At 51.3% G+C, this 21427-nt stretch carries 17 protein-coding genes; 5 read left to right on the top strand and 12 right to left on the bottom strand.

Going from position 1 to position 21427, the window contains the following annotated elements:
- Nucleotides 1–25: 25 nt before the first annotated feature.
- The 5 genes from ribBA to glyA all read right to left on the bottom strand — a co-directional run bounded on the left by ribBA (nucleotide 26) and on the right by glyA (nucleotide 5014).
- Complete coding sequence (gene ribBA / locus BIT28_RS11450) at nucleotides 26–1129, bottom strand: bifunctional 3,4-dihydroxy-2-butanone-4-phosphate synthase/GTP cyclohydrolase II (RefSeq protein ID WP_075763707.1); 1104 nt, start codon at nucleotides 1127–1129, stop codon at nucleotides 26–28.
- 23 nt (nucleotides 1130–1152) lie between these two features.
- The gene (locus BIT28_RS11445; protein WP_075763705.1) at nucleotides 1153–1809 is read right to left on the bottom strand and encodes a riboflavin synthase; all 657 of its coding nucleotides are present in this window, start codon (nucleotides 1807–1809) and stop codon (nucleotides 1153–1155) included.
- A 25-nt stretch (nucleotides 1810–1834) separates the two neighbouring features.
- Complete coding sequence (ribD, locus tag BIT28_RS11440; protein WP_075763703.1) at nucleotides 1835–2959, bottom strand: bifunctional diaminohydroxyphosphoribosylaminopyrimidine deaminase/5-amino-6-(5-phosphoribosylamino)uracil reductase RibD; 1125 nt, start codon at nucleotides 2957–2959, stop codon at nucleotides 1835–1837.
- 56 nt (nucleotides 2960–3015) lie between these two features.
- Entirely contained in the window at nucleotides 3016–3465 is a 450-nt protein-coding gene (nrdR, locus tag BIT28_RS11435; RefSeq protein WP_075763701.1) for a transcriptional regulator NrdR, read from the bottom strand.
- 298 nt (nucleotides 3466–3763) lie between these two features.
- Entirely contained in the window at nucleotides 3764–5014 is a 1251-nt protein-coding gene (gene glyA, locus BIT28_RS11430) for a serine hydroxymethyltransferase (RefSeq protein ID WP_075763699.1), read from the bottom strand.
- Nucleotides 5015–5467: 453 nt separating this feature from the next.
- On the opposite strand from glyA, the gene BIT28_RS11425 reads away from it, so the two are divergent.
- Complete coding sequence (locus BIT28_RS11425) at nucleotides 5468–6085, top strand: YitT family protein (RefSeq protein ID WP_075763697.1); 618 nt, start codon at nucleotides 5468–5470, stop codon at nucleotides 6083–6085.
- Between the two features lie 547 nt (nucleotides 6086–6632).
- On the opposite strand, the gene glnB is transcribed toward BIT28_RS11425, so the two are convergent.
- The 4 genes from glnB to purL all read right to left on the bottom strand — a co-directional run bounded on the left by glnB (nucleotide 6633) and on the right by purL (nucleotide 12457).
- Nucleotides 6633–6971: a nitrogen regulatory protein P-II gene (gene glnB, locus BIT28_RS11420; protein WP_075763695.1), complete on the bottom strand. Its 339-nt coding sequence runs from the start codon at nucleotides 6969–6971 to the stop codon at nucleotides 6633–6635.
- Between the two features lie 114 nt (nucleotides 6972–7085).
- Nucleotides 7086–7493 (bottom strand): hypothetical protein, encoded by a 408-nt coding sequence (locus BIT28_RS11415; RefSeq protein ID WP_075763693.1) that lies wholly within the window; start codon nucleotides 7491–7493, stop codon nucleotides 7086–7088.
- 183 nt (nucleotides 7494–7676) lie between these two features.
- A complete protein-coding gene (locus BIT28_RS11410; protein ID WP_075763691.1) occupies nucleotides 7677–8354 on the bottom strand; it encodes an HAD family hydrolase in 678 nt (225 codons plus the stop codon).
- Nucleotides 8355–8551: 197 nt separating this feature from the next.
- Complete coding sequence (gene purL / locus BIT28_RS11405) at nucleotides 8552–12457, bottom strand: phosphoribosylformylglycinamidine synthase (RefSeq protein ID WP_075763689.1); 3906 nt, start codon at nucleotides 12455–12457, stop codon at nucleotides 8552–8554.
- 409 nt (nucleotides 12458–12866) lie between these two features.
- On the opposite strand from purL, the gene mltF reads away from it, so the two are divergent.
- Complete coding sequence (gene mltF / locus BIT28_RS11400; protein WP_083651789.1) at nucleotides 12867–14408, top strand: membrane-bound lytic murein transglycosylase MltF; 1542 nt, start codon at nucleotides 12867–12869, stop codon at nucleotides 14406–14408.
- Nucleotides 14409–14621: 213 nt separating this feature from the next.
- Nucleotides 14622–14774, top strand: coding sequence for a hypothetical protein (locus BIT28_RS29520; protein ID WP_160654465.1), 153 nt, complete (start codon nucleotides 14622–14624; stop codon nucleotides 14772–14774).
- Nucleotides 14775–14864: 90 nt separating this feature from the next.
- On the opposite strand, the gene tadA is transcribed toward BIT28_RS29520, so the two are convergent.
- A complete protein-coding gene (gene tadA, locus BIT28_RS11395) occupies nucleotides 14865–15386 on the bottom strand; it encodes a tRNA adenosine(34) deaminase TadA (protein ID WP_075763687.1) in 522 nt (173 codons plus the stop codon).
- 370 nt (nucleotides 15387–15756) lie between these two features.
- Here tadA and BIT28_RS11390 point away from each other — a divergent pair, with 370 nt between their 5' ends.
- Together BIT28_RS11390 and fghA are read left to right on the top strand one after the other, a co-directional pair.
- Nucleotides 15757–16887 (top strand): S-(hydroxymethyl)glutathione dehydrogenase/class III alcohol dehydrogenase, encoded by a 1131-nt coding sequence (locus BIT28_RS11390; protein WP_075763685.1) that lies wholly within the window; start codon nucleotides 15757–15759, stop codon nucleotides 16885–16887.
- Between the two features lie 87 nt (nucleotides 16888–16974).
- Complete coding sequence (gene fghA, locus BIT28_RS11385) at nucleotides 16975–17820, top strand: S-formylglutathione hydrolase (protein ID WP_075763683.1); 846 nt, start codon at nucleotides 16975–16977, stop codon at nucleotides 17818–17820.
- Nucleotides 17821–17894: 74 nt separating this feature from the next.
- On the opposite strand, the gene BIT28_RS11380 is transcribed toward fghA, so the two are convergent.
- Nucleotides 17895–19451 carry an AbgT family transporter gene (locus tag BIT28_RS11380; protein ID WP_075763681.1) on the bottom strand — a complete coding sequence of 519 codons (1557 nt, stop codon included), beginning with the start codon at nucleotides 19449–19451 and terminating at the stop codon, nucleotides 17895–17897.
- A gap of 334 nt (nucleotides 19452–19785) precedes the next feature.
- On the bottom strand, nucleotides 19786–21345 hold the full coding sequence (locus BIT28_RS11375; protein WP_075763679.1) for an AbgT family transporter: 1560 nt from the start codon (nucleotides 21343–21345) through the stop codon (nucleotides 19786–19788).
- Nucleotides 21346–21427: the final 82 nt, after the last annotated feature.

The raw sequence follows: 21427 nt of genomic DNA, 5'->3' as shown, positions 1-21427 counted from the left end.
AGTCGATACTGGCCCGTCTACTGATTTACTCGCAGATATACTCAACGACTTCCAAGCCAAAGCCTGACAGTGAATGGTAACGCTGGGTAGAAGACGACAGCAGCCGCATTTTCGACACACCCAGGTCCGATAGGATCTGAGAGCCCACGCCCACCTGACGAGACTGATCTTTCGGATTCAGCTTCACCACCGGTTTGCCCTCTTCCTGTGCAGCCAGCTGTTTCAGCTTGGTGATCACCGCTTCTTGCGGCTCATGCTTGCTCAGTACCACCAGCACACCGCCCTCGTCAGCAATACGCTTCATGGCTGCAGGCAAGGTCCACTGCGACGCGCCCGAGTGAAGAATATCTTTGAACGTATCTTGCAGGTGAACACGAACCAATGTCGATGACTCGGGTACTACATCACCCTTGCGCAGTGCATAATGAATTTCATTGTCGATCGTATCACGGTAGGTGATCATGTCGAACTCGCCAAACTCTGTCGGCAGTCGGCATTCCGCCACACGTTCAATCGTCGTTTCGTTGTTGTTACGGTATTCGATAAGATCGGCAATGGTACCCAGTTTCAGACCGTGTTTTTCGGCAAACACTTCCAAGTCAGGACGACGAGCCATCGTGCCGTCTTCATTGAGGATCTCAACGATAACACTCGATGGCTCCAAGCCCGCCAGGCGGGCAACATCACAACCGGCTTCGGTATGGCCGGCGCGTGCAAGCACACCGCCTTCCTGAGCCATTAGCGGAAAGATGTGTCCCGGCATGACAATATCAGCCGCCGTGGCATTTTCAGCCACCGCCGCCTGAACGGTACGGGCACGGTCTGCCGCAGAGATCCCGGTAGTCACTCCCTCGGCCGCCTCAATCGATACTGTAAAATTGGTACTGAACTGCTCGGTATTATCCTGCACCATCAGCGGCAGGTTAAGCTGCTTGCAGCGCGTCTGGGTCAAGGTCAGGCAAATCAGGCCCCGGCCGTTGGTCGCCATAAAGTTCACCGCTTCAGGCGTGATTTTCTCTGATGCCATGATCAGATCGCCTTCATTCTCGCGATCTTCATCATCCATGAGGATAACCATCTTACCCAGGCGGATATCTTCGATTATTTCTTTTGCACTGCTTAACGCCATAACAATACCCTTATCCTAATGCTCTATCCTAAGAACCCAGTTTTAGCCAGTAGGTCCATGGTAACTTCAGACTTTTTATCTGCTGCTTTCTCACCTAGCATCAAACGCTCTAGGTAGCGGGCAATCACATCAACCTCAAGGTTGACTTTACGTCCCGCTTTAAAAGATTCCATTGTCGTTTCCGCCGCGGTATGCGGCACAATTGTCAGTTTGAACTCATTGCCTCGGATCGCGTTGACGGTCAGGCTGATACCATCGACGGATACCGAACCTTTCTCCGAAATATATTTTGCCAGATGCTCAGGTGCTCTCACCCAGAACTCGATCGCTCGCCCGGTATGGGTACGTTCAATAATTTCAGCTACGTCATCAACATGACCGGAAACCATATGGCCGCCGAAACGGGTCGTCGGCAACATCGCTTTTTCCAGGTTGGCCTTCTGCCCGGCCTTGTAACCAGCAAAGGCGGTACGCTTTAGGGTTTCCAGCGACAGATCGGCAATATAACCGCTACCGGTCAACTCAACGACGGTCAGGCATACCCCATTGGTTGCAATACTGTCACCCAATTTAACATCAGATAAATCGAGCTTGCCGGAATCGACCGTGACAGAAATATCAGCACCTTTCGGTGTCAGGGCCGTAATCGTACCTACAGCTTCGATAATGCCAGTAAACATGAATTAAAATTCCTTGAGTTGCTCGTTAAACTTGTTTGACTCGGGCGGTAATCCGGATATCCGGTCCGACCATCCGAACATCACTGATAGCCAGTTCAGGTACCTGGGACATCTCCGTCACCCCCTGCAGATCAACCAGCCCGCGGCTGTCACTTCCCATCAGTTTAGGTGCCTGGTAAATAATCAGCTCGTCAACCAGTCCCGCCGAGAGCAATGCACCGGCAAGTCCGGCACCAGCCTCCACCCAGACATGGTTGATATCCTGTTCAGACAGTGCCTTCATCAGCGCTGGCAAATCGAGCGGGCCTCCGGCTTCGGTTGCCGGTACCAGTAACTGCTCAACTGACTGCGGCCATGCTTCGTGACCCTGTTCGCGGCGGGCCAATATAGTCCGCCCAGGCAAATGTACAAGCTTATGGTCCGGTGTCACCCGATTCCGGCTATCAATAACGACCCGACACGGCTGGCGAACGGCCGACTGCGGATACTCTTGCTGTACCACGTCACCCAACTCGTCCCAACGAATATTCAGCGAAGGATCATCGGCCAGTACGGTCGCACTGGTTGAAAGGATCGCACCGGCCCTGGCCCTAAATCTCTGGACATCCGCGCGAGCCGCAGCCCCTGTGATCCACTTGCTCTGGCCATTCGATAACGCCGTACGGCCATCAAGGCTTGATGCCAGCTTTAGCTGCACATAAGGCAACCCGGTTTTCATCCGTTTGATAAAACCGGGATTCAGCGCCTGGGCATCAGCTTCAAACAGACCGGTCTGGACTTCGATTCCGGCCACCTGCAACATCTCGATACCGCGCCCTGCCACTTGCGGATTGGGATCAACCATCGCGCACACAACCCGTGACACCTTAGCCTTGACAAGCGCTTCGGCACACGGCGGAGTGCGTCCATAGTGAGAGCAAGGCTCAAGCGTGACATAGGCAGTGGCTCCCCGGGCCTTATCGCCCGCGGCACGTAACGCAAACACTTCGGCATGCGGCTGGCCAGCCTGGTAATGGTAGCCTTCTCCGACAATGTTATCGCCATGGGCTATCACACAACCAACGTTGGGGTTCGGAGCAGTTGTAAAACGACCACGTTTTGCCAACTCAATGGCACGTAGCATCATGGCATGATCTATGGGTGAGAACATCTGGCTTTGCATACATTTGAAGGCATTAACTGGCAGGTAACTGCCGCTAACGCCGCTTACTTCTCTAACTTGGCGATTTCTTCGCCAAATTCACGAATATCTTCAAAACTACGGTAAACAGAGGCAAACCGGATATAGGCAACCTTATCCAGTTCCTTCAGCGCTTCCATTACCAAGTTTCCTATCATCTCTGACGGTACTTCACGCTCGCCCGTCGCACGAAGACGAGACTTAATGGTGTTGATGGCACGTTCGATGTCATCAGCACTCACCGGTCGTTTTTCCAGCGCACGCTGGATCCCACCACGAAGCTTATCTTCGTTGAACGGATCGCGGTTACCGTTGGTTTTAATCACCCGAGGCATGACTAACTCAGCGGTTTCAAACGTCGTGTAGCGCTCATTACACGCCAGACACTGACGGCGACGACGGACTTGATGGCCGTCTGCAACCAGACGGGAATCGATTACTTTGGTGTCATTTGCACCACAAAAAGGACAATGCATCTTGCCTCCTAAAATTCGTCGACTCAGTGTAACTCATTTCAATCAGTTATTGAGAATATAAGAATGGTTTTTCTTATTATTCTGGCTTACCAAAGCAAAACGGCACCTTAAGCAGGTGCCGTTTTATCAGATTCAAAGTACTAGCTTCAAACTACATTTCGTATCTGCCACTTAATCATATAGTCCTTCAGCTCGACGCTATTTCGTTCAAGAGCAAAAAGGAAGCGCGCAGTTTATAAGTATAAATGAGCACTTCCGATGCTGGTATTGGACTAAATAGCAAAGAGGTGAGGCGCTATTAAGCGTAAACAGGTAGACGCTTGCAGATCTCCAGTACCTTCGCCTTGGTCGCTTCAATCACTTCAGGCTTGTCAATGTTGTCCAGAACATCACAGATCCAGCCAGCAAGCTGTTTAGCTTCATCTGCCGAGAAACCACGACGGGTGATAGCAGGCGTACCCAGACGGATACCCGAAGTCACAAACGGGCTACGAGGATCGTTCGGTACACTGTTCTTGTTCACTGTGATGTTGGCTTCACCCAGTGCCGCATCGGCCTCTTTACCTGTAATGCCTTTATCAATCAGATCAACCAAGAACAAGTGGTTTTCGGTACCGCCAGAGACAATCTTGTAGCCACGCTCGGTAAACTCGGCAACCATCGCTTTGGCATTTTCAACCACACGTGCCTGATAGGCTTTGAACTCTGGTTCCATTGCTTCTTTGAAGGCCACCGCTTTAGCGGCAATCACGTGCATCAGAGGACCACCCTGGCCACCAGGGAATACCGCTGAGTTCAGCTTCTTGTACAGCTCTTCACCTTCGCTTGACAGGATCAGGCCACCGCGAGGGCCAGCCAGTGTCTTGTGCGTTGTAGTAGTAACGACATGGGCATGCGGTACAGGGTTCGGGTACACACCGGCAGCAATCAGGCCAGCTACGTGCGCCATATCAACAAAGAAGTACGCGCCTACTTTGTCAGCGATTTCACGCATACGTTTCCAGTCAACAACCTGAGAGTAGGCAGAGAAGCCACCGATGATCATCTTCGGCTTGTGCTCCAGAGCAAGGGCTTCCATCTCTTCGTAGTCAATCTGACCACTTTCATCAATGCCGTAAGGAATGATGTTGTATAGCTTGCCCGAGAAGTTTACCGGTGAGCCGTGAGTCAGGTGGCCACCGTGTGCCAGGCTCATACCCAATACCGTATCGCCGGCATTCAGCAGTGCCATGTAAACCGCGTTGTTGGCCTGTGAGCCAGAGTGCGGCTGAACGTTCGCATATTCGGCGCCGAATAGCTGACAGGCGCGCTCGATGGCGAGCTGCTCAGCCTTGTCGACATACTCACAACCGCCATAGTAGCGCTTGCCCGGATAACCTTCGGCATACTTATTCGTCAGCTGAGAACCTTGCGCTTCCATTACACGTGGGCTGGTGTAGTTTTCAGAGGCAATTAACTCGATGTGCTCTTCCTGACGCGCAGTTTCTTCCTGAATGGCTGCAAAAAGTTCTGCGTCATAATCGGCAATATTCATGTCGCGTTTTAGCATCTGTATCTCCTGACTCAGATTGTTCTCATACAAATTGACAGAAGTACCTGAAAAATTCAGATCCTTGTGTGAATCGGTGGTAATCATAAATCTTCGGTGCAATTCGAAAAACACAAACCTAGGCCCCGCCTAGACGCAAACGTTTTCGTTACACCTGTATATATTGCGCCATCTTACAGAATTTGATCTAAATCAGATAGTCCTCAAGGCACTTTTTCTTAGTCATTCTGCATGTTTATTTTCGATGGCTGCATGAATTGTTTTCATCTTGATGAATCAATCACCATTACAATTCATGCTAAATGCATCATATTACAAGTGAACATGAAAATTAATATTTTACGATCGCGTAAAATATTTCTTACAGCCATATATTGACTGTTTGCGGCAACAATTTCGTTTTCCCCGGGTTCCCCCTTATTATTGCGCGCTTCTGATATAAGGAGTGTACATTTGAGCGGTTATCATCATTCACTGAAAGAAAACATTATTGCTATCCTGACCGGTACGTTCATCGTTTCCCAGGGGGTTTTCTTTCTCCAGCAGGCTGACTTACTGACAGGCGGCACAACGGGACTGGCACTTCTCCTTAGCCAGTTTGTCGACCTTTCTTTCGGCCAGCTGTATTTCCTGTTGAATACACCATTCTATCTGATGGCCTGGTTTAGAATGGGTAAGAGTTTTGCTGTAACCAGTATCATTTCTGGCGGCTTAGTCTCGGTGATCACCGATAACCTTCACCATGCCCTTGAGATCAGCCGACTTGAACCGCTCTATTGTGCCGCTATCGGTGGCCTGCTCATGGGACTGGGCATGCTGATCCTGTTTCGCCACCAGACCAGCCTGGGCGGTTTTAATGTACTGGTGCTGTTTTTACAGGAAAAATTTGGCCTGTCTGCAGGCAAACTGCAAATGGGGATTGATACCTGCATCCTGGTCGCTTCTTTTTTCCTGGTCAGTCCAATGGTCTTGGTCCTGTCCGTACTCGGTGCTGTCCTGCTGAACCTGGTGCTGGCTATGAACCACAAACCGGGACGCTATAGCGGCCAGGCACTTACCAGCTGCAACTAACACAATCAGCTACTCAAGAAAAAGGCTTGCCATCCGGCAAGCCTTTTTTGTTCTCTACATAACACCCTGATGCAGTTATTGAGCATTACACTACTGATAAAATCTCTTTGGCAAAGCAGTTTCATTCTGTAGCAAAGAGGAGGCACTCAGGGCAGTAATTTGCATTAGTGCGAAGGGATTTCGCTCAAGAACAAAAAAGGGGCGCGGAGTTTATACGCATAAATGAGCACCCCTGATGCAGTTATTGAGCATTACGCTACTGGTAAAATCTCTTTGGCGAAGCTGTTTCATTCTGTAGCAAAGAGGAAGCGCTCAGGGCAGTAATTTGCATTAGTGCGAAGGAATTTCGCTCAAGAACAAAAAAGGGGCGCGGAGTTTATAAGCATAAATGAGCACCCCTGATGCAGCTATTGAGTATTACGCTACTGATAAAATCTCTTTGGCAAAGCTGTTTCATTCTGTAGCAAAGAGGAAGCGCGGAGTTTATAAGCATAAATGAGCACTTCCGATACAGCTAGAGGATGAAACAGCAAAGCAAAAGGGATTTTTAGATGGCGTCTTCGTCTTCCTCGCCTGTGCGGATACGCACCACGCGCTCAACATCGAACATGAAGATTTTACCGTCACCGATCTTACCGGTCTGCGCGGTCTCGATGATGGTATCAATGCATTGCTCGGCAACGTCGTCTGCTACGACGATTTCCAGCTTCACTTTCGGCAGGAAATCGACCATGTATTCTGCTCCGCGGTATAGCTCGGTGTGACCCTTCTGGCGGCCGAAGCCTTTCACTTCCGATACTGTCATCCCTGTGATGCCCACTTCTGCCAGGGCTTCACGAACATCATCAAGCTTAAACGGCTTAATAACGGCTTCAATTTTTTTCATCTTTCATCGTCCTTTGCTGAGCAGAGGTCGCTGGTGCTTGCACCAACTGCCTGATTAGTCTTGGAGGTATTATCACAGATCTGAGTCAGTAAGCTCAATGTGTAGTTGTGCGATTCAATGCTTTTCAGTGGGCAATATGACATTGGAGTCCATCATTCTGAGCAGCAGGAAAACGGCATAGACAAGCACACTGCTATTTATAGCAATGACCATCAAACTACGGTATTCGGGTTCTATCAGCAAGGGGAGATAGGGGATCAGGCTGAAACCGAAGAACATCGTGGCTGCCGGAATAAAGAAATACAGCGGGATAAAGCCCCACTTATAGCCACGCAGCAAGCCTGCTATGGCAAACAGACCGGAGAGCAGCACCAGCATGGCGATGATACTTGGCACTATACCCACTTGCTTAATACTGAAGATTACCGCAAAGGTATCAAAGTAGCGGAGCAAACAGATAATCACGAGCGCTGCCAACCCCTGGGCGGCACTTACTTTTCCATTGCTTTTAGGGTCTTCCATTCCCTTCTCTCTTCCATGATGTTGTAGTACCAGGAGCCACCTGTTCACAATAGCCGCATAGTTTATGTGGTATTGATGTTTAGCTCAACCCGAACAATAGCTCTCCAGGCACTTGAATTTTATTTTGACTACTGTTTTTTTTAGACATTCCCTGCCTGAAAAGTTCAGTAGCTGTCAACTTTGTCAGTGTTGTATGTGTACCAAGTCCACAAATCCGGCCATAGAACGCACTACGCGGGTATGGACCTTTTCCCTCAGCCCGCGGCGATTGAGCCAGACCGTTTTCATACCCACCTCCTGAGCCGCCTGGGCGTCATTTACGGGGTGGTTACCTATGTACCAGCATTCATCGGCACTCTTGTCGGCAAACTTAAGCGCCGCCTGAAAGATACGCGGATCGGGCTTGGCGGCACCGGCCTGCTCTGAAGTCATGATAAAACTAAAATAATCAGCAATACCGGTCTCGGTAAGCTTGGCTTGCTGCTGCCTGTTCAGGCCGTTTGAGATCACCGCGAGGGGAGAGACCTTGCTCAGCTGTTCCAGTGCCGGTTTGACGTCAGGAAACAGCCGCCAATGCTGGCGATAAATTGCGTAAAACTCGGCAAACAGCTGATCCGCTTCCGCCACCGTTAACGGCCGTTCAAACAACTCGCTGATCCGGGCCCGTCGCTGTCCTTCAAAGGTAAGCTCTCCGGCACGCCAGCGTGCCCGGTGCCGATCGGTGATCTCACGCCAAATATCCTCCGGTTTGCCCTCAAACGGGACGACGTCAGCACGATAACGGGCAACAAAGCTTCGGATTGCATCCTGTTCGGCACCGTCGTGATCAAGCAAGGTATTATCAAGATCAAAAAAAATCATACCCCCTCCTGTGAACACCCTACCCTCAGCTTAATCACACTTTATCCACAAAGGCGAGTAAATTCAGCGAAAAAGGTTAGCCAATACAAACTTTACTACTGACATGTCTAATGTTTAGACAACCTCGGGACGAAAACCTGAAAATAAAAAACCGCTCCGAAGAGCGGTTTTCAGTTCTCACAGAGTTTAGACTGCGGTTAGCCGATATTGACGCGGGCATTACGGAACATACGCATCCACGGGCTGTTCTCGTTCCAGTCATCCGGGTGCCAGGAGTTTGCTACGGTACGGAATACACGTTCAGGGTGAGGCATCATGATCGTAACGCGACCATCCTGAGTCGTCAGGCCCGTGATCCCGTTCGGGGAACCATTCGGGTTAGCCGGATAGTTCTGGGTCACGTTGCCATAATTGTCCAGATAACGCAGAGCCACAGTGCCCGACTGCTCAATCGCGTTCAGGTGTTCGCCATTTCGCACCTCGACCCGTCCTTCGCCGTGAGAGACTGCAATCGGCATCCGAGAGCCAGCCATACCATTGAAGAACAGTGAATCACTCTGCTGGACTTCTACCAGGCTAAAGCGGGCTTCGAAGCGTTCTGACTCATTGCGGACAAAACGAGGCCACAAGTCGGCGCCCGGAATCAAGTCACGCAAATTCGACATCATCTGACAGCCGTTACAGACACCAAGAGCGAAGGTGTCGTTGCGATGGAAGAAGCGCTCGAACTGCTCACGGGCCATGTTATTGAACAGCACAGATTTCGCCCAACCTTCACCGGCACCCAGAACGTCACCGTAGGAGAAGCCGCCGCAGGCAACCAAGCCGTTGAAACCATCCAGTTTGACATTGCCCGACAGGATGTCGCTCATGTGGACATCTTTGGCATCAAAGCCAGCGCGGTCAAATGCCGCCGCCATTTCAACATGGGAGTTCACACCCTGCTCACGCAGAATAGCCATCTGCGGCTTAGCACCTGTCGAGATAAACGGAGCAGCCACATCCTCGTTAATGTCAAAGCTCAGCTTGGTTGTCAGGCCAGGATCCTGGCTGTCCTTCTTGGCTTCGAATTCTTGCAGGGCGCCAGCAGGGTTGTCACGCATTGCCTGCATCTGGTAGGTCGTTTCGGCCCAGATGGTACGCAGCTCAGTACGGCTCTGCTCCAGGACGCGATCATTGCCGTTCCAGATACGGACAACATCTTCGTCAACCACAGTACCAATCACATGGCTGCACACCTCGAGGCCATTGGCCGCCAGTACTGACTGTACGTCGTCAAGATCGTCAGTGCGAACCTGAAGCACAGCACCGAGCTCTTCGTTAAACAGCGCAGCAAGAACATCGTCACACTCATCGGCATCGGTTGTATTGATATCAACTTCAACCCCGGTGTGGCCGGCAAATGCCATCTCGGCCAGCGTCACATACAAGCCACCGTCACCACGGTCATGGTAAGCCAGCACTTTTTCATCACGAACCAAAGTCTGTACGGCAGTAAAGAAGCCTTTCAGCAGCTCAGGGCTATCGACATCAGCCGGTTTGTCGCCCAGCTGCTTGTAAACCTGCGCCAGCGCCGTCGCGCCCAGGCGATTCTTGCCACAACCCAAATCAACCAACAGGAGTGTCGATTCACCTTTATCGGTGCGCAGCTGAGGCGTGACGGTTTTGCGGACATCTTCAACACGGCCGAAGGCGGTAATGATCAGAGACAGCGGCGAAGTCACTTCTTTCTGCTCGCCGTTCTCTTCCCACTTGGTCTTCATCGACATCGAATCTTTGCCGACAGGAATGGTCAAACCAAGGGCCGGACACAACTCTTCACCCACAGCTTTAACGGCTTCGTATAGACCCGCATCTTCTCCCGGGTGACCGGCAGGCGACATCCAGTTGGCCGACAGGTTAATCCGCTTCATGTCACCGATATCCGCACTGGCAATATTAGTGATCGCCTCACCGACAGCCAGTCGAGCCGACGCACCGAAGTCAAGAAGCGCGACAGGGGTGCGCTCACCCATCGACATCGCCTCGCCATGGTAAGTGTCGTAGCTGGCAGCCGTAACGGCACAGTTTGCTACCGGCACCTGCCAAGGGCCCACCATCTGATCGCGAGCCACCAAGCCGGTTACCGTACGGTCACCGATGGTGATCAGGAACGTTTTCTCGGCAACTGCCGGCAGACGCAGAACACGGTGAGTCGCGTCTTCTAGCTCGATCCCAGCGCGATCAATGGCTTGGCCTTGCGCTTTCTGGGTTTTCACATCACGATGCATTTTCGGCGGCTTGCCGAGCAAAATATCCATCGGCATATCGATAGGCGTATTGTCGAAATGACTGTCTTCGAGTGTCAGATGACGCTCTTCGGTCGCTTCGCCCACCACGGCATAAGGTGCACGCTCACGCTGACAAATGGCATCAAACACAGCCATATTCTCAGGCGCCACCGCCATTACATAACGCTCTTGTGACTCGTTACACCAGATCTCCAGCGGACTCATGCCCGGCTCATCATTGGGTACATCACGCAGCTGGAATTTGCCGCCGCGCTCGCCATCATCCACCAGCTCCGGCAAGGCATTGGAGATGCCACCGGCACCCACATCGTGGATAAAGGCAATCGGGTTGGCTTCGCCCATCTGCCAGCAGCGATCGATCACTTCCTGACAACGGCGCTCCATTTCCGGGTTTTCACGCTGCACCGAGGCAAAATCCAGATCTTCTGCCGACTGACCTGATGCCATCGATGATGCCGCCCCGCCACCAAGGCCGATATTCATCGCCGGGCCGCCCAGCACAATGAGCTTGGCCCCTACCGGGATCTCTTTCTTCTGCACATGTTCGTCGCGGATATTACCCATACCACCGGCAATCATGATCGGCTTATGGTAACCACGGATCTCCTCGCCATTGTGCGAGTCCACCTTCTCTTCATAGGTACGGAAGTAGCCCAGCAGGTTCGGACGACCGAACTCATTGTTGAATGCCGCGCCGCCCAACGGGCCTTCCAGCATGATATCCAGGGCATTGACGATTCGGCCCGGTTTGCCAAAATCCGTCTCCCATGGCTGCTCGAAACCTGGAACACGAAGGTTAGAGACGGTAAAGCCGACCAGGCCTGCTTTTGGCTTGCCACCAATACCGGTTGCGCCTTCGTCACGGATTTCACCGCCGGACCCGGTTGAAGCGCCCGGCCAAGGCGAAATCGCCGTTGGGTGGTTGTGGGTTTCCACTTTCATCAGGATATGTGCCGCTTCCTGATGGTAGTTATATTGACGCGAGTCCGGGTTAGGGAAGAAACGGCCGACATGGGAGCCTTCCATCACCGCAGCATTGTCTTTATAGGCAGACAGCACATAGTCGTGGTTCTGCTCGTAGGTGTTCTTGATCATCTTGAACAGTGACTTTTCCTGATCAACACCGTCGATCGTCCAGTCAGCATTAAAGATTTTATGGCGGCAGTGCTCCGAGTTGGCCTGGGCAAACATCATTAGCTCGATGTCATTCGGGTTGCGGCCGAGTTTGGTGAAGTTTTCAACCAGATAATCAATCTCATCCTCGGCCAGTGCCAGACCGAGGCTAACATTGGCCTCTTCGAGTGCCTTGCGGCCACCGACCAGGATATCGACACTTTGTACCGGCGCAGGCTCCGCCTGCTTAAATAGCGCACTGGCCGCTTCCATCTCGGTGAAAACCACTTCCATCATACGGTCGTGGATCAGGCTCTTCAGCTCCGCAAACTGAGCCTCGGTCAGAGCCGTCTTTGTTTCAACATAATAAGCCGTACCGCGCTCCAGACGCTTAATCGTCTCCAGGGCACAGTTATGGGCAATATCCGTTGATTTTGAAGACCATGGAGAGATAGTTCCGGGACGAGGGGTAACCAGTAGCAAGGTGCCTGTCGGCTCGTGCTCTGCAATCGTTGGACCGTAGGTTAGCAGGCTTTCCAGCTTGCTTTGCTCATCAGCATTCAGGGGAGCAGATACATCAGCGAAATGCATAAACTCGGCGTAAATGCCTGACACAGGCAGATCTAACTCGCGGCAACGCTCTAATAGCTTGTTAACGCGAAACTCAGACAGTGCGGGTGAACCACGCAAAATTTCCATGTGCGTACGTCTCTCGATTAGCAGTTGAATGAAGGTGATATTGGCCTAACACCCAGCTCAATCACTGGGCTAATTACGTCAATGCCACCTTTTTCACCGAATTGACCCGAGGCGAGTAACTCACGATGGAGCGTAGTATAAGGGAATTTTTTTTGTGACGTAACACCTGACGCAACCGTTTGCGTGTTTTTTTTTCATTCAGGTGTAAATCAAGAGGAAGAAAGCCAACTTTTGCTCAAGGAAGTCGCCGGGAGGGCGATACTTTCCAAGATAGCAACGCAAAACCAGCATCGAGCAGATACACTTAGTTGTATTTCAAAACGGAAAATTCCTCACAGTGGGCTACTGAGCGACTTTGCTGATATGACTAGCTTTGGTATAAAGAACACCTAATTATAATTATGAGCACATGTTGTTGAACAATATTCGATTAATCCCTTCCCCCCGATACGCGATTGCTATCATGCTGAGCCTGTTGCTGCTTAGCGGATGCAAATGGCTAGAACCTCCTGCGCGCAGTGATCTGGAGAAGATCCGCGAGAGCGGCGTATTACGTGTCGGTACCCTGAACAACCAGCTAGCTTATTTTATCGGTGCCGACGGACCGACCGGGCTGGATTACGAGCTTGCCCAGCGATTTGCCGACAAGCTGGGGGTAAAACTGGAAATGCAGCCGATGTTTACCCTGGCCGGTCTCTTTCCCTCCCTTGAGCGGGGTGATGTGGATATCATCGCAGCCGGGCTGACCATGACCGATGATCGGCTGGAAAGTTTCCGGGCTGCACCGGCCTATTACTACGCCAGCCAGATTGTGGTCTATAAAAAAGGCCAGTGGCGCCCTCGTGATACCGAGGATCTTTCGCAGAACAAAGGCTCGCTGACTGTCGTTAAAGGCTCCAGCCATGAGAAAAGCCTCAATACGCTGAAAGTGCTCTACCCGGATCTGAAATGGCAAGCCGTTGAGGAAACCGACAGCGACGACCTGTTGCGGATGGTTGCCAAAGGCGAGCTGGACTACACCATCGCCGACTCGGTCGATGTCGCCCTCAGCCAGCGCATTCACCCAGACATCGCCACCGCCCTGGAACTGACCGAAGACGAACCTATCGCCTGGTTTGTCAACAAAACCACAGATGACAGCCTGTATGCGCTGCTCATCGAGTTCTTCGGCGACATGCAGCAAAACGGCGAACTGGCCAAGCTGGAGGAAAAGTATTTCGGCCATGTTGCCACCTTCGACTATGTCGACACCCGTGCCTTCCTGCGCGCCATTGAGAAAAAACTGCCGCGCTGGGAATCACTTTTCAAGAAATATGCCGAAGAATTTGACTGGCGCCTGATTGCCGCCCTGTCCTACCAGGAGTCGCACTGGAACCCCAAAGCCGTTTCTCCAACCGGCGTCCGCGGTATGATGATGCTTACCCTGCCGACCGCGAAGTCTGTCGGAGTGAACAATCGTCTGGATCCCGAGCAGAGTATCCGCGGAGGGACCGAATACCTGCGGAAGATGATCAACCGGATCCCGGACAGCATCGCCGAGCATGAAAAAGTCTGGTTTGCCCTGGCCTCCTACAATGTTGGTTTTGGTCACCTGATGGATGCCCGGCGCCTGACCAAAACACAAGGTGGCAACCCGGATGCCTGGAGCGATGTAAAACAACGCCTGCCATTGCTACGCCAGCGTAAATACTACACCCAAACACGCTACGGCTATGCCCGCGGTGATGAAGCGCTCAACTATGTCGAGAATATTCGTCGCTACTATCAAAGTATTATCGGCTACGAACAGGCGCATAATCAGCCGCCACAGCAGCAGGACATTGCGGTGATCGATGATCTCCACACCATCACCCCGCCAAAAACACCTGAGGTAGCCCCTCAGGAGGCAGGAAGCAACGCGGAAGCCGACATTGTCGATCAAGCCAAACCGACTAAAACTGCCAACAACTAACATCCCGATCTCTCCCCAACAGCCCTACTTCGGTAGGGCTTATGAGTCGCACCTACAGCGTCTCTTGATGCAAGAGCAAGTGCAAATCTGCGACTTTGATCATTCATAATCCGCGCTATTTAGGTAACAATCGAACCATTAATCAGGCTCGCCTAAAAAGCCTATCCCCTTCTATATCCGGCAGCTAATGCCATTGCTTTATGGGAAGAACCGATGCGATTTTCCAGACAAAAAAAGGCGGTAAAAAGCCTAAAACAGCGAATGACCTCGATCGCAACCCGACGTAAACGCTTGAATGCCAATATTCGCAAAAAGATCCTCTGGCGCCAGCGCAGCTATGTGGTTGCAGCCAGCATTGTCAGCTAACTGCAGGCTGGTTTCACTTCATTACTCCACAGCTAAACAACAAAGCCCGGCATCGCCGGGCTTTGTTGTGATTATAGGCAGTAGTTGCCGTTAGGCCTTGGCAGGAAGTTCGTTAAGTGCTGCTTGGCGAGCCTTCTTTTCCGCTTTTTTCTCTGCCCGGCGACGCTTGAAGAAGGCCTGCAACTGGGCACGGCACTCATCAGCCAGTAAACCTGATTCGCAGGCCACATGGTGATTTACCTGATCATAGCTCAGCAGATTCATCACGCTGCCGGCCGCTCCGGTTTTCAAATCACAGGCTCCATAGATCACTTTTCCCACCCGGCTGTGTACCATCGCACCGGCACACATCGGACAGGGTTCCAGCGTCACATACAAGGTAGCATCTAGCAGACGGTAATTCTGGATCACTTTGCCAGCCTGGCGAAGTGCCATAATTTCAGCATGGGCCGTTGCATCATGCTGGCCGATGGAGCGATTCCAGCCCTCACCAATCACCTGGCCGTCATACACTACGACCGCCCCGACAGGCACCTCACCCTCTTCCTCGGCTTTAGCCGCCAGTTCAATGGCGCGGCGCATAAACAATTCGTCTTGGCTCTGATCGGTCACGGGGTCTCTCAAATCATACTTTCAGTATCAGGAGGCGCATTATAATGCCAAGCACAGCTGGCTCCAACCACCGGCGTCCGATGAGTTAACGCCATCAGAAATATCAACACCTTGTCCGCCTCCTTCAAATAACATTATTACCAGCTGGTAAAAGTAATTTACCCAACATGGTAATTATTATTAATTTTGAAACAAATATAATACTCGCCATCACAACGAGCGACGTTAGATGGCAATCACTATCGTCGATAGCGAATTTCTTTTCTACAGTGTATTGATACCGCCCGCGATATTTTGGTTCGTTCAACCGGACAATGCGCGATAAGACGGAGCACTGTAGATACCTAATCCTTAGAGAAGAGAGTGCAGAATGACTGATCAATTTATCAAATCCAAAGCTGCTGTTGCCTGGGGCCCTAATCAGCCACTATCAATCGAAGAAGTCGATGTCATGCTACCAAGAGCGGGAGAAGTGCTTGTACGCATCGTCGCAACCGGTGTTTGCCATACCGATGCCTTCACGCTTTCTGGCGAAGATCCTGAAGGCATCTTCCCGTCTATCCTCGGCCACGAAGGCGGCGGTATTGTCGAGCAGGTCGGCGAAGGCGTAACCAGTGTCCAGGTTGGCGATCATGTCATTCCGCTCTACACCGCTGAGTGCGGCGAGTGTAAATTCTGTAAGTCTGGCAAAACCAACCTATGCCAGGCCGTGCGTGAAACACAGGGCAAAGGCCTGATGCCTGACGGCACTACCCGCTTCTATAAAGACGGTAAGCCGATCTTCCATTACATGGGCTGCTCAACGTTTTCCGAGTACACGGTACTGCCGGAGATTTCACTGGCCAAAGTCAACAAAGACGCGCCACTAGAAGAAGTTTGTCTGCTGGGCTGTGGGGTCACAACTGGTATGGGTGCCGTGCTTAACACAGCTAAAGTTGAGAAAGGTGATACGGTTGCTATCTTCGGTCTTGGCGGTATCGGCCTGTCAGCCATCATTGGCGCGACCATGGCCGGCGCAAGCCGCATCATTGGTGTCGATATCAATGAAAGCAAATACGAGCTGGCCAAGAAGCTGGGCGCAACAGACTGCATCAATCCAAATGACTACGACAAGCCAATTCAGGAAGTGATTGTCGATATGACCGATGGCGGCGTCGATTACTCTTTCGAATGTATCGGTAACGTCAACGTCATGCGCTCAGCGCTTGAGTGCTGTCATAAAGGCTGGGGCGAGTCTGTGATCATTGGTGTGGCCGGCGCAGGTCAGGAAATCTCTACCCGTCCGTTCCAGCTGGTTACCGGCCGGGTATGGCGTGGTTCTGCATTCGGTGGTGTTAAGGGCCGCTCTGAGCTACCAGAGATTGTTGAACGTTACATGGCGGGCGAATTCGCACTGGATGACTTCATCACCCACACCATGGGGCTGGAAGATCTTAACCACGCGTTTGACCTTATGCACGAAGGCAAGAGTATTCGCAGCGTTATCCACTTCGACAAGTAGTCCAATCGCCAATAGCATCTATCGGCGTAAAGATAAATCAGCGCTGCTCCGGCAGCGCTTTTTGACATATCAGAGACAAACCATCTTATGACTTTAGAAAATATAAGTGCCAACAAAAGTTTCGGCGGCTGGCATAAACAATACAGCCACCACTCAACCACCCTGAACTGCGATATGCGCTTTGCGATCTACCTGCCGCCACAAGCCGCCAAAGGTGTTAAGGTGCCAGTCCTCTACTGGCTATCCGGCCTCACCTGTACCGATGAGAACTTCATGCAGAAAGCCGGAGCCCAGCGCATGGCAGCCGAGCTCGGTATCGCCATTGTCGCCCCTGACACCAGCCCGCGTGGTGAAGACGTCAGCGATGATCCGGAAGGCAGCTACGACTTCGGTTTAGGTGCCGGGTTCTATATTAACGCGACCCAAGCACCGTGGAATCGCCACTATCGTATGTATGACTATGTGGTCAAAGAATTGCCAGAGCTTATCGAAAACAACTTCCAGGTCAGCCAGCAACGCGCGATCAGCGGCCACTCAATGGGCGGGCATGGTGCCCTGATGATTGCCCTACGCAACCCGGAGCGTTTTACCTCGGTCTCGGCTTTCAGTCCGATCACCAACCCGGTCAACTGCCCATGGGGCAAAAAAGCCTTTACCGGTTACCTGGGAAACAACCAGGATGACTGGAAACACTATGACAGCAGCGAGCTGATGAAACAGGCGAGCAAGCATGTGCCTGCGCTGGTTGATCAGGGCAGCAAAGATGACTTCCTGACCGAACAGCTAAAACCCGAAATGTTGCAGGCAGCCGCCAAGCACAGCAGCTACCCGCTCGAATTACGGATGCAGGAAGGCTATGACCATAGCTACTATTTCATTGCCAGCTTTATCGAAGAGCATCTTCGCTTTCATGCCAGACACTTCGAAGCGTAACCCGCGAAACAGACTAAACCAACAAGCCCGGCAATTGCCGGGCTTGATGTCTATTTAAAGCTTCAACCTTTAGATTAGAAACCTAGCGGAATATTAAACGCAAAGAAGCCAACCAGAACAGCAGTCCACACGCTCAGGAACGTCAGCGAGTACGGCACCATCATTGCAATCACATCACCAAAACTCAGCTCAGGCTTATACTTACGCATAAACGCCAGAATAACACCTGCATAGGTCATCATCGGGGTGATGATATTGGTTGATGAATCCGCGATACGGTAGGCCGCTGTCACCAGATCCGGCGTCATGTTCGGGTTAACCTGATATAACATAGGAACAAAGATCGGTCCCAGCAGCATCCATTTAGACGTCAGGCCACCGACAAACAGGTTGATCACCGCTGTTGTCATGATAAAGCCGATGATCAGCAAAATTGGATAATCCTGCAATCCCAGCGAGCCGAGGAAAGAGGCACCAAGGTAGGTAACATACGTACCCAGCCCGGAAAAGCCTAATAGCGCCAGAAAGTTATAACAGAAGAATGTCAGCACCAGAATGTAGCCCATGGTGTTCATCTGCTTTACCATCGCCTTGACCACGTCCTGCAAAGACTTGAACTTCCCGGTAGCGACACCGAAGAAAATCCCTACAACGGCAAATACCATCGCAATCAGCAAGATAACGTTATCAAGGAATGGCGTTACTTCGCGACCAGCCTCATTGGTGTACGTAGCAAGCGGCCCCATCGCCAAGCCAGCAACCGCCAACAGAGCCAGCACCAGGCCGATACCAGCAGCACGCAGACCTTTATTGTCGGCATCCGAAACCTGAAAATCGTTCAGGTTCAGATCTTCCGGCAGCTCATAGGACATCTTCTCAAGGCGCGGTGCCACGAAACGGCTGGTTACCCAGGCGCCCAGTCCCGCCAGAATGAAAGTTGAGATAAAGATAAAGAAGTAATGCATGGTTGCCGGGTTAATGGCCTCACCGCTTGCCGTCTCAAACGGGATACCCTGAGATTCAGCAAAAATACGGGCGTTCGCCCCCAAAATGACATCAACCGGTGTTGCCGGGATCAGGTTGGCAGAAAACCCGGCAGATACCCCAGCAAATGCCGCGGCCATACCAATCAGCGGGTTTTTACCTAAACCGGCATACAACAGACCTGCCAGCGGGATAAGAATAAGGTAGCCGGCATCCGTAGCAATTGAGCTCATGATACCCAGAAAAACCACCATTAATGGCAGCCAGCGATCATTGATACGTAAACCAACTTTCTTGATCACCGCCGATAGCAAACCTGAGTTTTCAGCAATACCGACACCCAGCATCACAATCAGGATCACCCCCAGTACACCACCGCCAAACGACAGCCAGTTAGTCAGCAGCGCATTATCAAACATCCAGCGGACACTTTCAGTCGCCATCATGTTTTTAATGGTATGGGTAACAGCGCCACCATCAGCCCCGGTGGTCTCAAACTGCAAACCACCAATCAGCCCGGTCAGCAACAGCGAAAATGTAAACAAGAACATAAAAATAATAACAGGATCAGGAATTTTCTTTCCTGCGCGCTCGATAAACGCTATCACTCCCTTTTGGGCGGGAGCCGGTGTAATGGTCTCACTCATAATCGTACTTCCTTACTACTTCGATTGAGTTATATGTTGTGTTTGGAGGGTGAAAGTAACAAATCACTCGCAACACGTAAAACTCACAAAAAGGCAACAAGCAAGATTAATAAACCACCAAAAACTTAAATTTCAGAGAATAGGGAAAGAGTATCAGCGTAAAATTGGCATTAAAAACCAACACAAAACAAACTACCAAAATAATAATTTTTAGAACAAAAATTTACAAAAATGCAATTAATTAGAATTTTATACGTTTTGGGTATTTATTATCATTCCCACCAATAAAAAGCCCCGCAGTGCGGGGCTTGATAACAACCAGTAACAGTATTGGTTACATGCTGTATGTGTACGGTGCCTGAATACCCAGCGGGATACCAATCGCCCAGTAGGCCAACAGGAAGATTGTCCAGCCAATCAGCATGGCAATCGAGTACGGCATCATCAGTGAAGCCAGCGTACCAATACCTGAACTCTTCACATAACGCTGGGTATAGACCACCACCAGCGGGAAGAACACCATCAGTGGTGAAATGATATTGGATACAGAATCACCCACACGGTACGCCGCCTGAGTCAGTTCAGGAGAAATACCAACTGCCATCAGCATTGGCACCAAGATTGGACCAATCAAGGCCCACTTCGCCGATGCCGAGCCCACTAGCAGGTTAACGAAAGCTGTCAGCAGGATCATACCAACGATGGTGATCTGGCCAGGCAAGTTCATTGCTTTTAGTAAATCTGCTCCCGATAGCGCCAGCAATGTGCCAAGGTTAGACTGGCTGAATGCTGCCAGGAACTGGGCACAGAAGAAAGCCATGACAATATAGCCGCCCATGGTCCCCATAGTCGCCGACATCGCCTTGATAATATCGTCACTTGATTTAAACGTACCTGATACGCGGCCGTAAACCACACCCGGGATAATGAACAGGATGAAGATCAGCGGCACAATTGACTGCATCAAAGGTGCGGTAAAGGCAGTTATTTCCCCTTCCGGCGATCGCAGTGGTGAGGTTTCAGGGAAAACGGCCGCCACCAATGCCACGATACCGATAACCATAGCCCAACCAGCGCGGTTGAAAGCCTTTGATTCAATGTCGGTAAATGAGCCCAGATCCGGCGCTTCTTCCGCATCGTCATCAATTGGTGTCTTGCTCAGGCGTGGCTCGATGATTTTCTCAGTAACATACCAGCCGATCGCAACAACGATAATTGAAGACAGACCCGTAAACAGTAAGTTAGACAGTGGGTTGACGACATACTCAGGGTCAAGAATTTGCGCTGCAGACTGAGTAAAACCAGCCAATAGCGGGTCAATGCCAGAAGGAATAAAGTTAGCCGAGAAGCCGCCCGAGACACCAGCGAATGCCGCTGCGATACCCGCTAGCGGGTGACGGCCTGCGGCATGGAAAATAATACCGCCAAGAGGAATAACCAGAACGTAACCGGCATCTGCAGCAGTGTGGGAAACGATCGCCACCAGGATAAGCATTGGTGTAAGCAGCTTGGCTGGCGTGAAGTTCAGCATTTTCTTCAGGCCGGTGTTAATGAAACCGGACGCTTCTGCGACACCGACACCCAGCATCGCTACCAATACAATGCCAAGCGGTGCAAATCCGGTAAAGGTTTTAACCATACCAGACAGGAACCCTGCCAGGGACTGCCCTGTCAGAAGGTTGTTGATCTCGATGGCTTGTCCTGTAACAGGGTGGATCAGTCCAAATTCGAACTGAGAAAGTAGTGCTGACAAGGCCCAGACGATGACGAGTCCCCAGAAAAAAAGTAGGGCAGGATCGGGAATCTTATTACCTGCGCGTTCTATGAAGTTTAAGAACTTATCCATCGCACTCGATGGGGCATCGGGTGCTTTCTGTACTGCTTCATTACTCATGGGAACTCCATGGCTGTTGATGATGTGTATAGTTGCGGCGCTGCATTTATATTTTTGTCGCCAAATGAATACCCTTCTCGGG

Origin of the sequence: Photobacterium proteolyticum (assembly GCF_001939735.1) — a bacterium.
Classification (GTDB): Bacteria; Pseudomonadota; Gammaproteobacteria; order Enterobacterales; family Vibrionaceae; genus Photobacterium; species Photobacterium proteolyticum.
The sequence above is the reverse complement of the archived record's forward strand: the minus strand, read 5'-3'. Positions and strand labels throughout refer to the sequence as shown.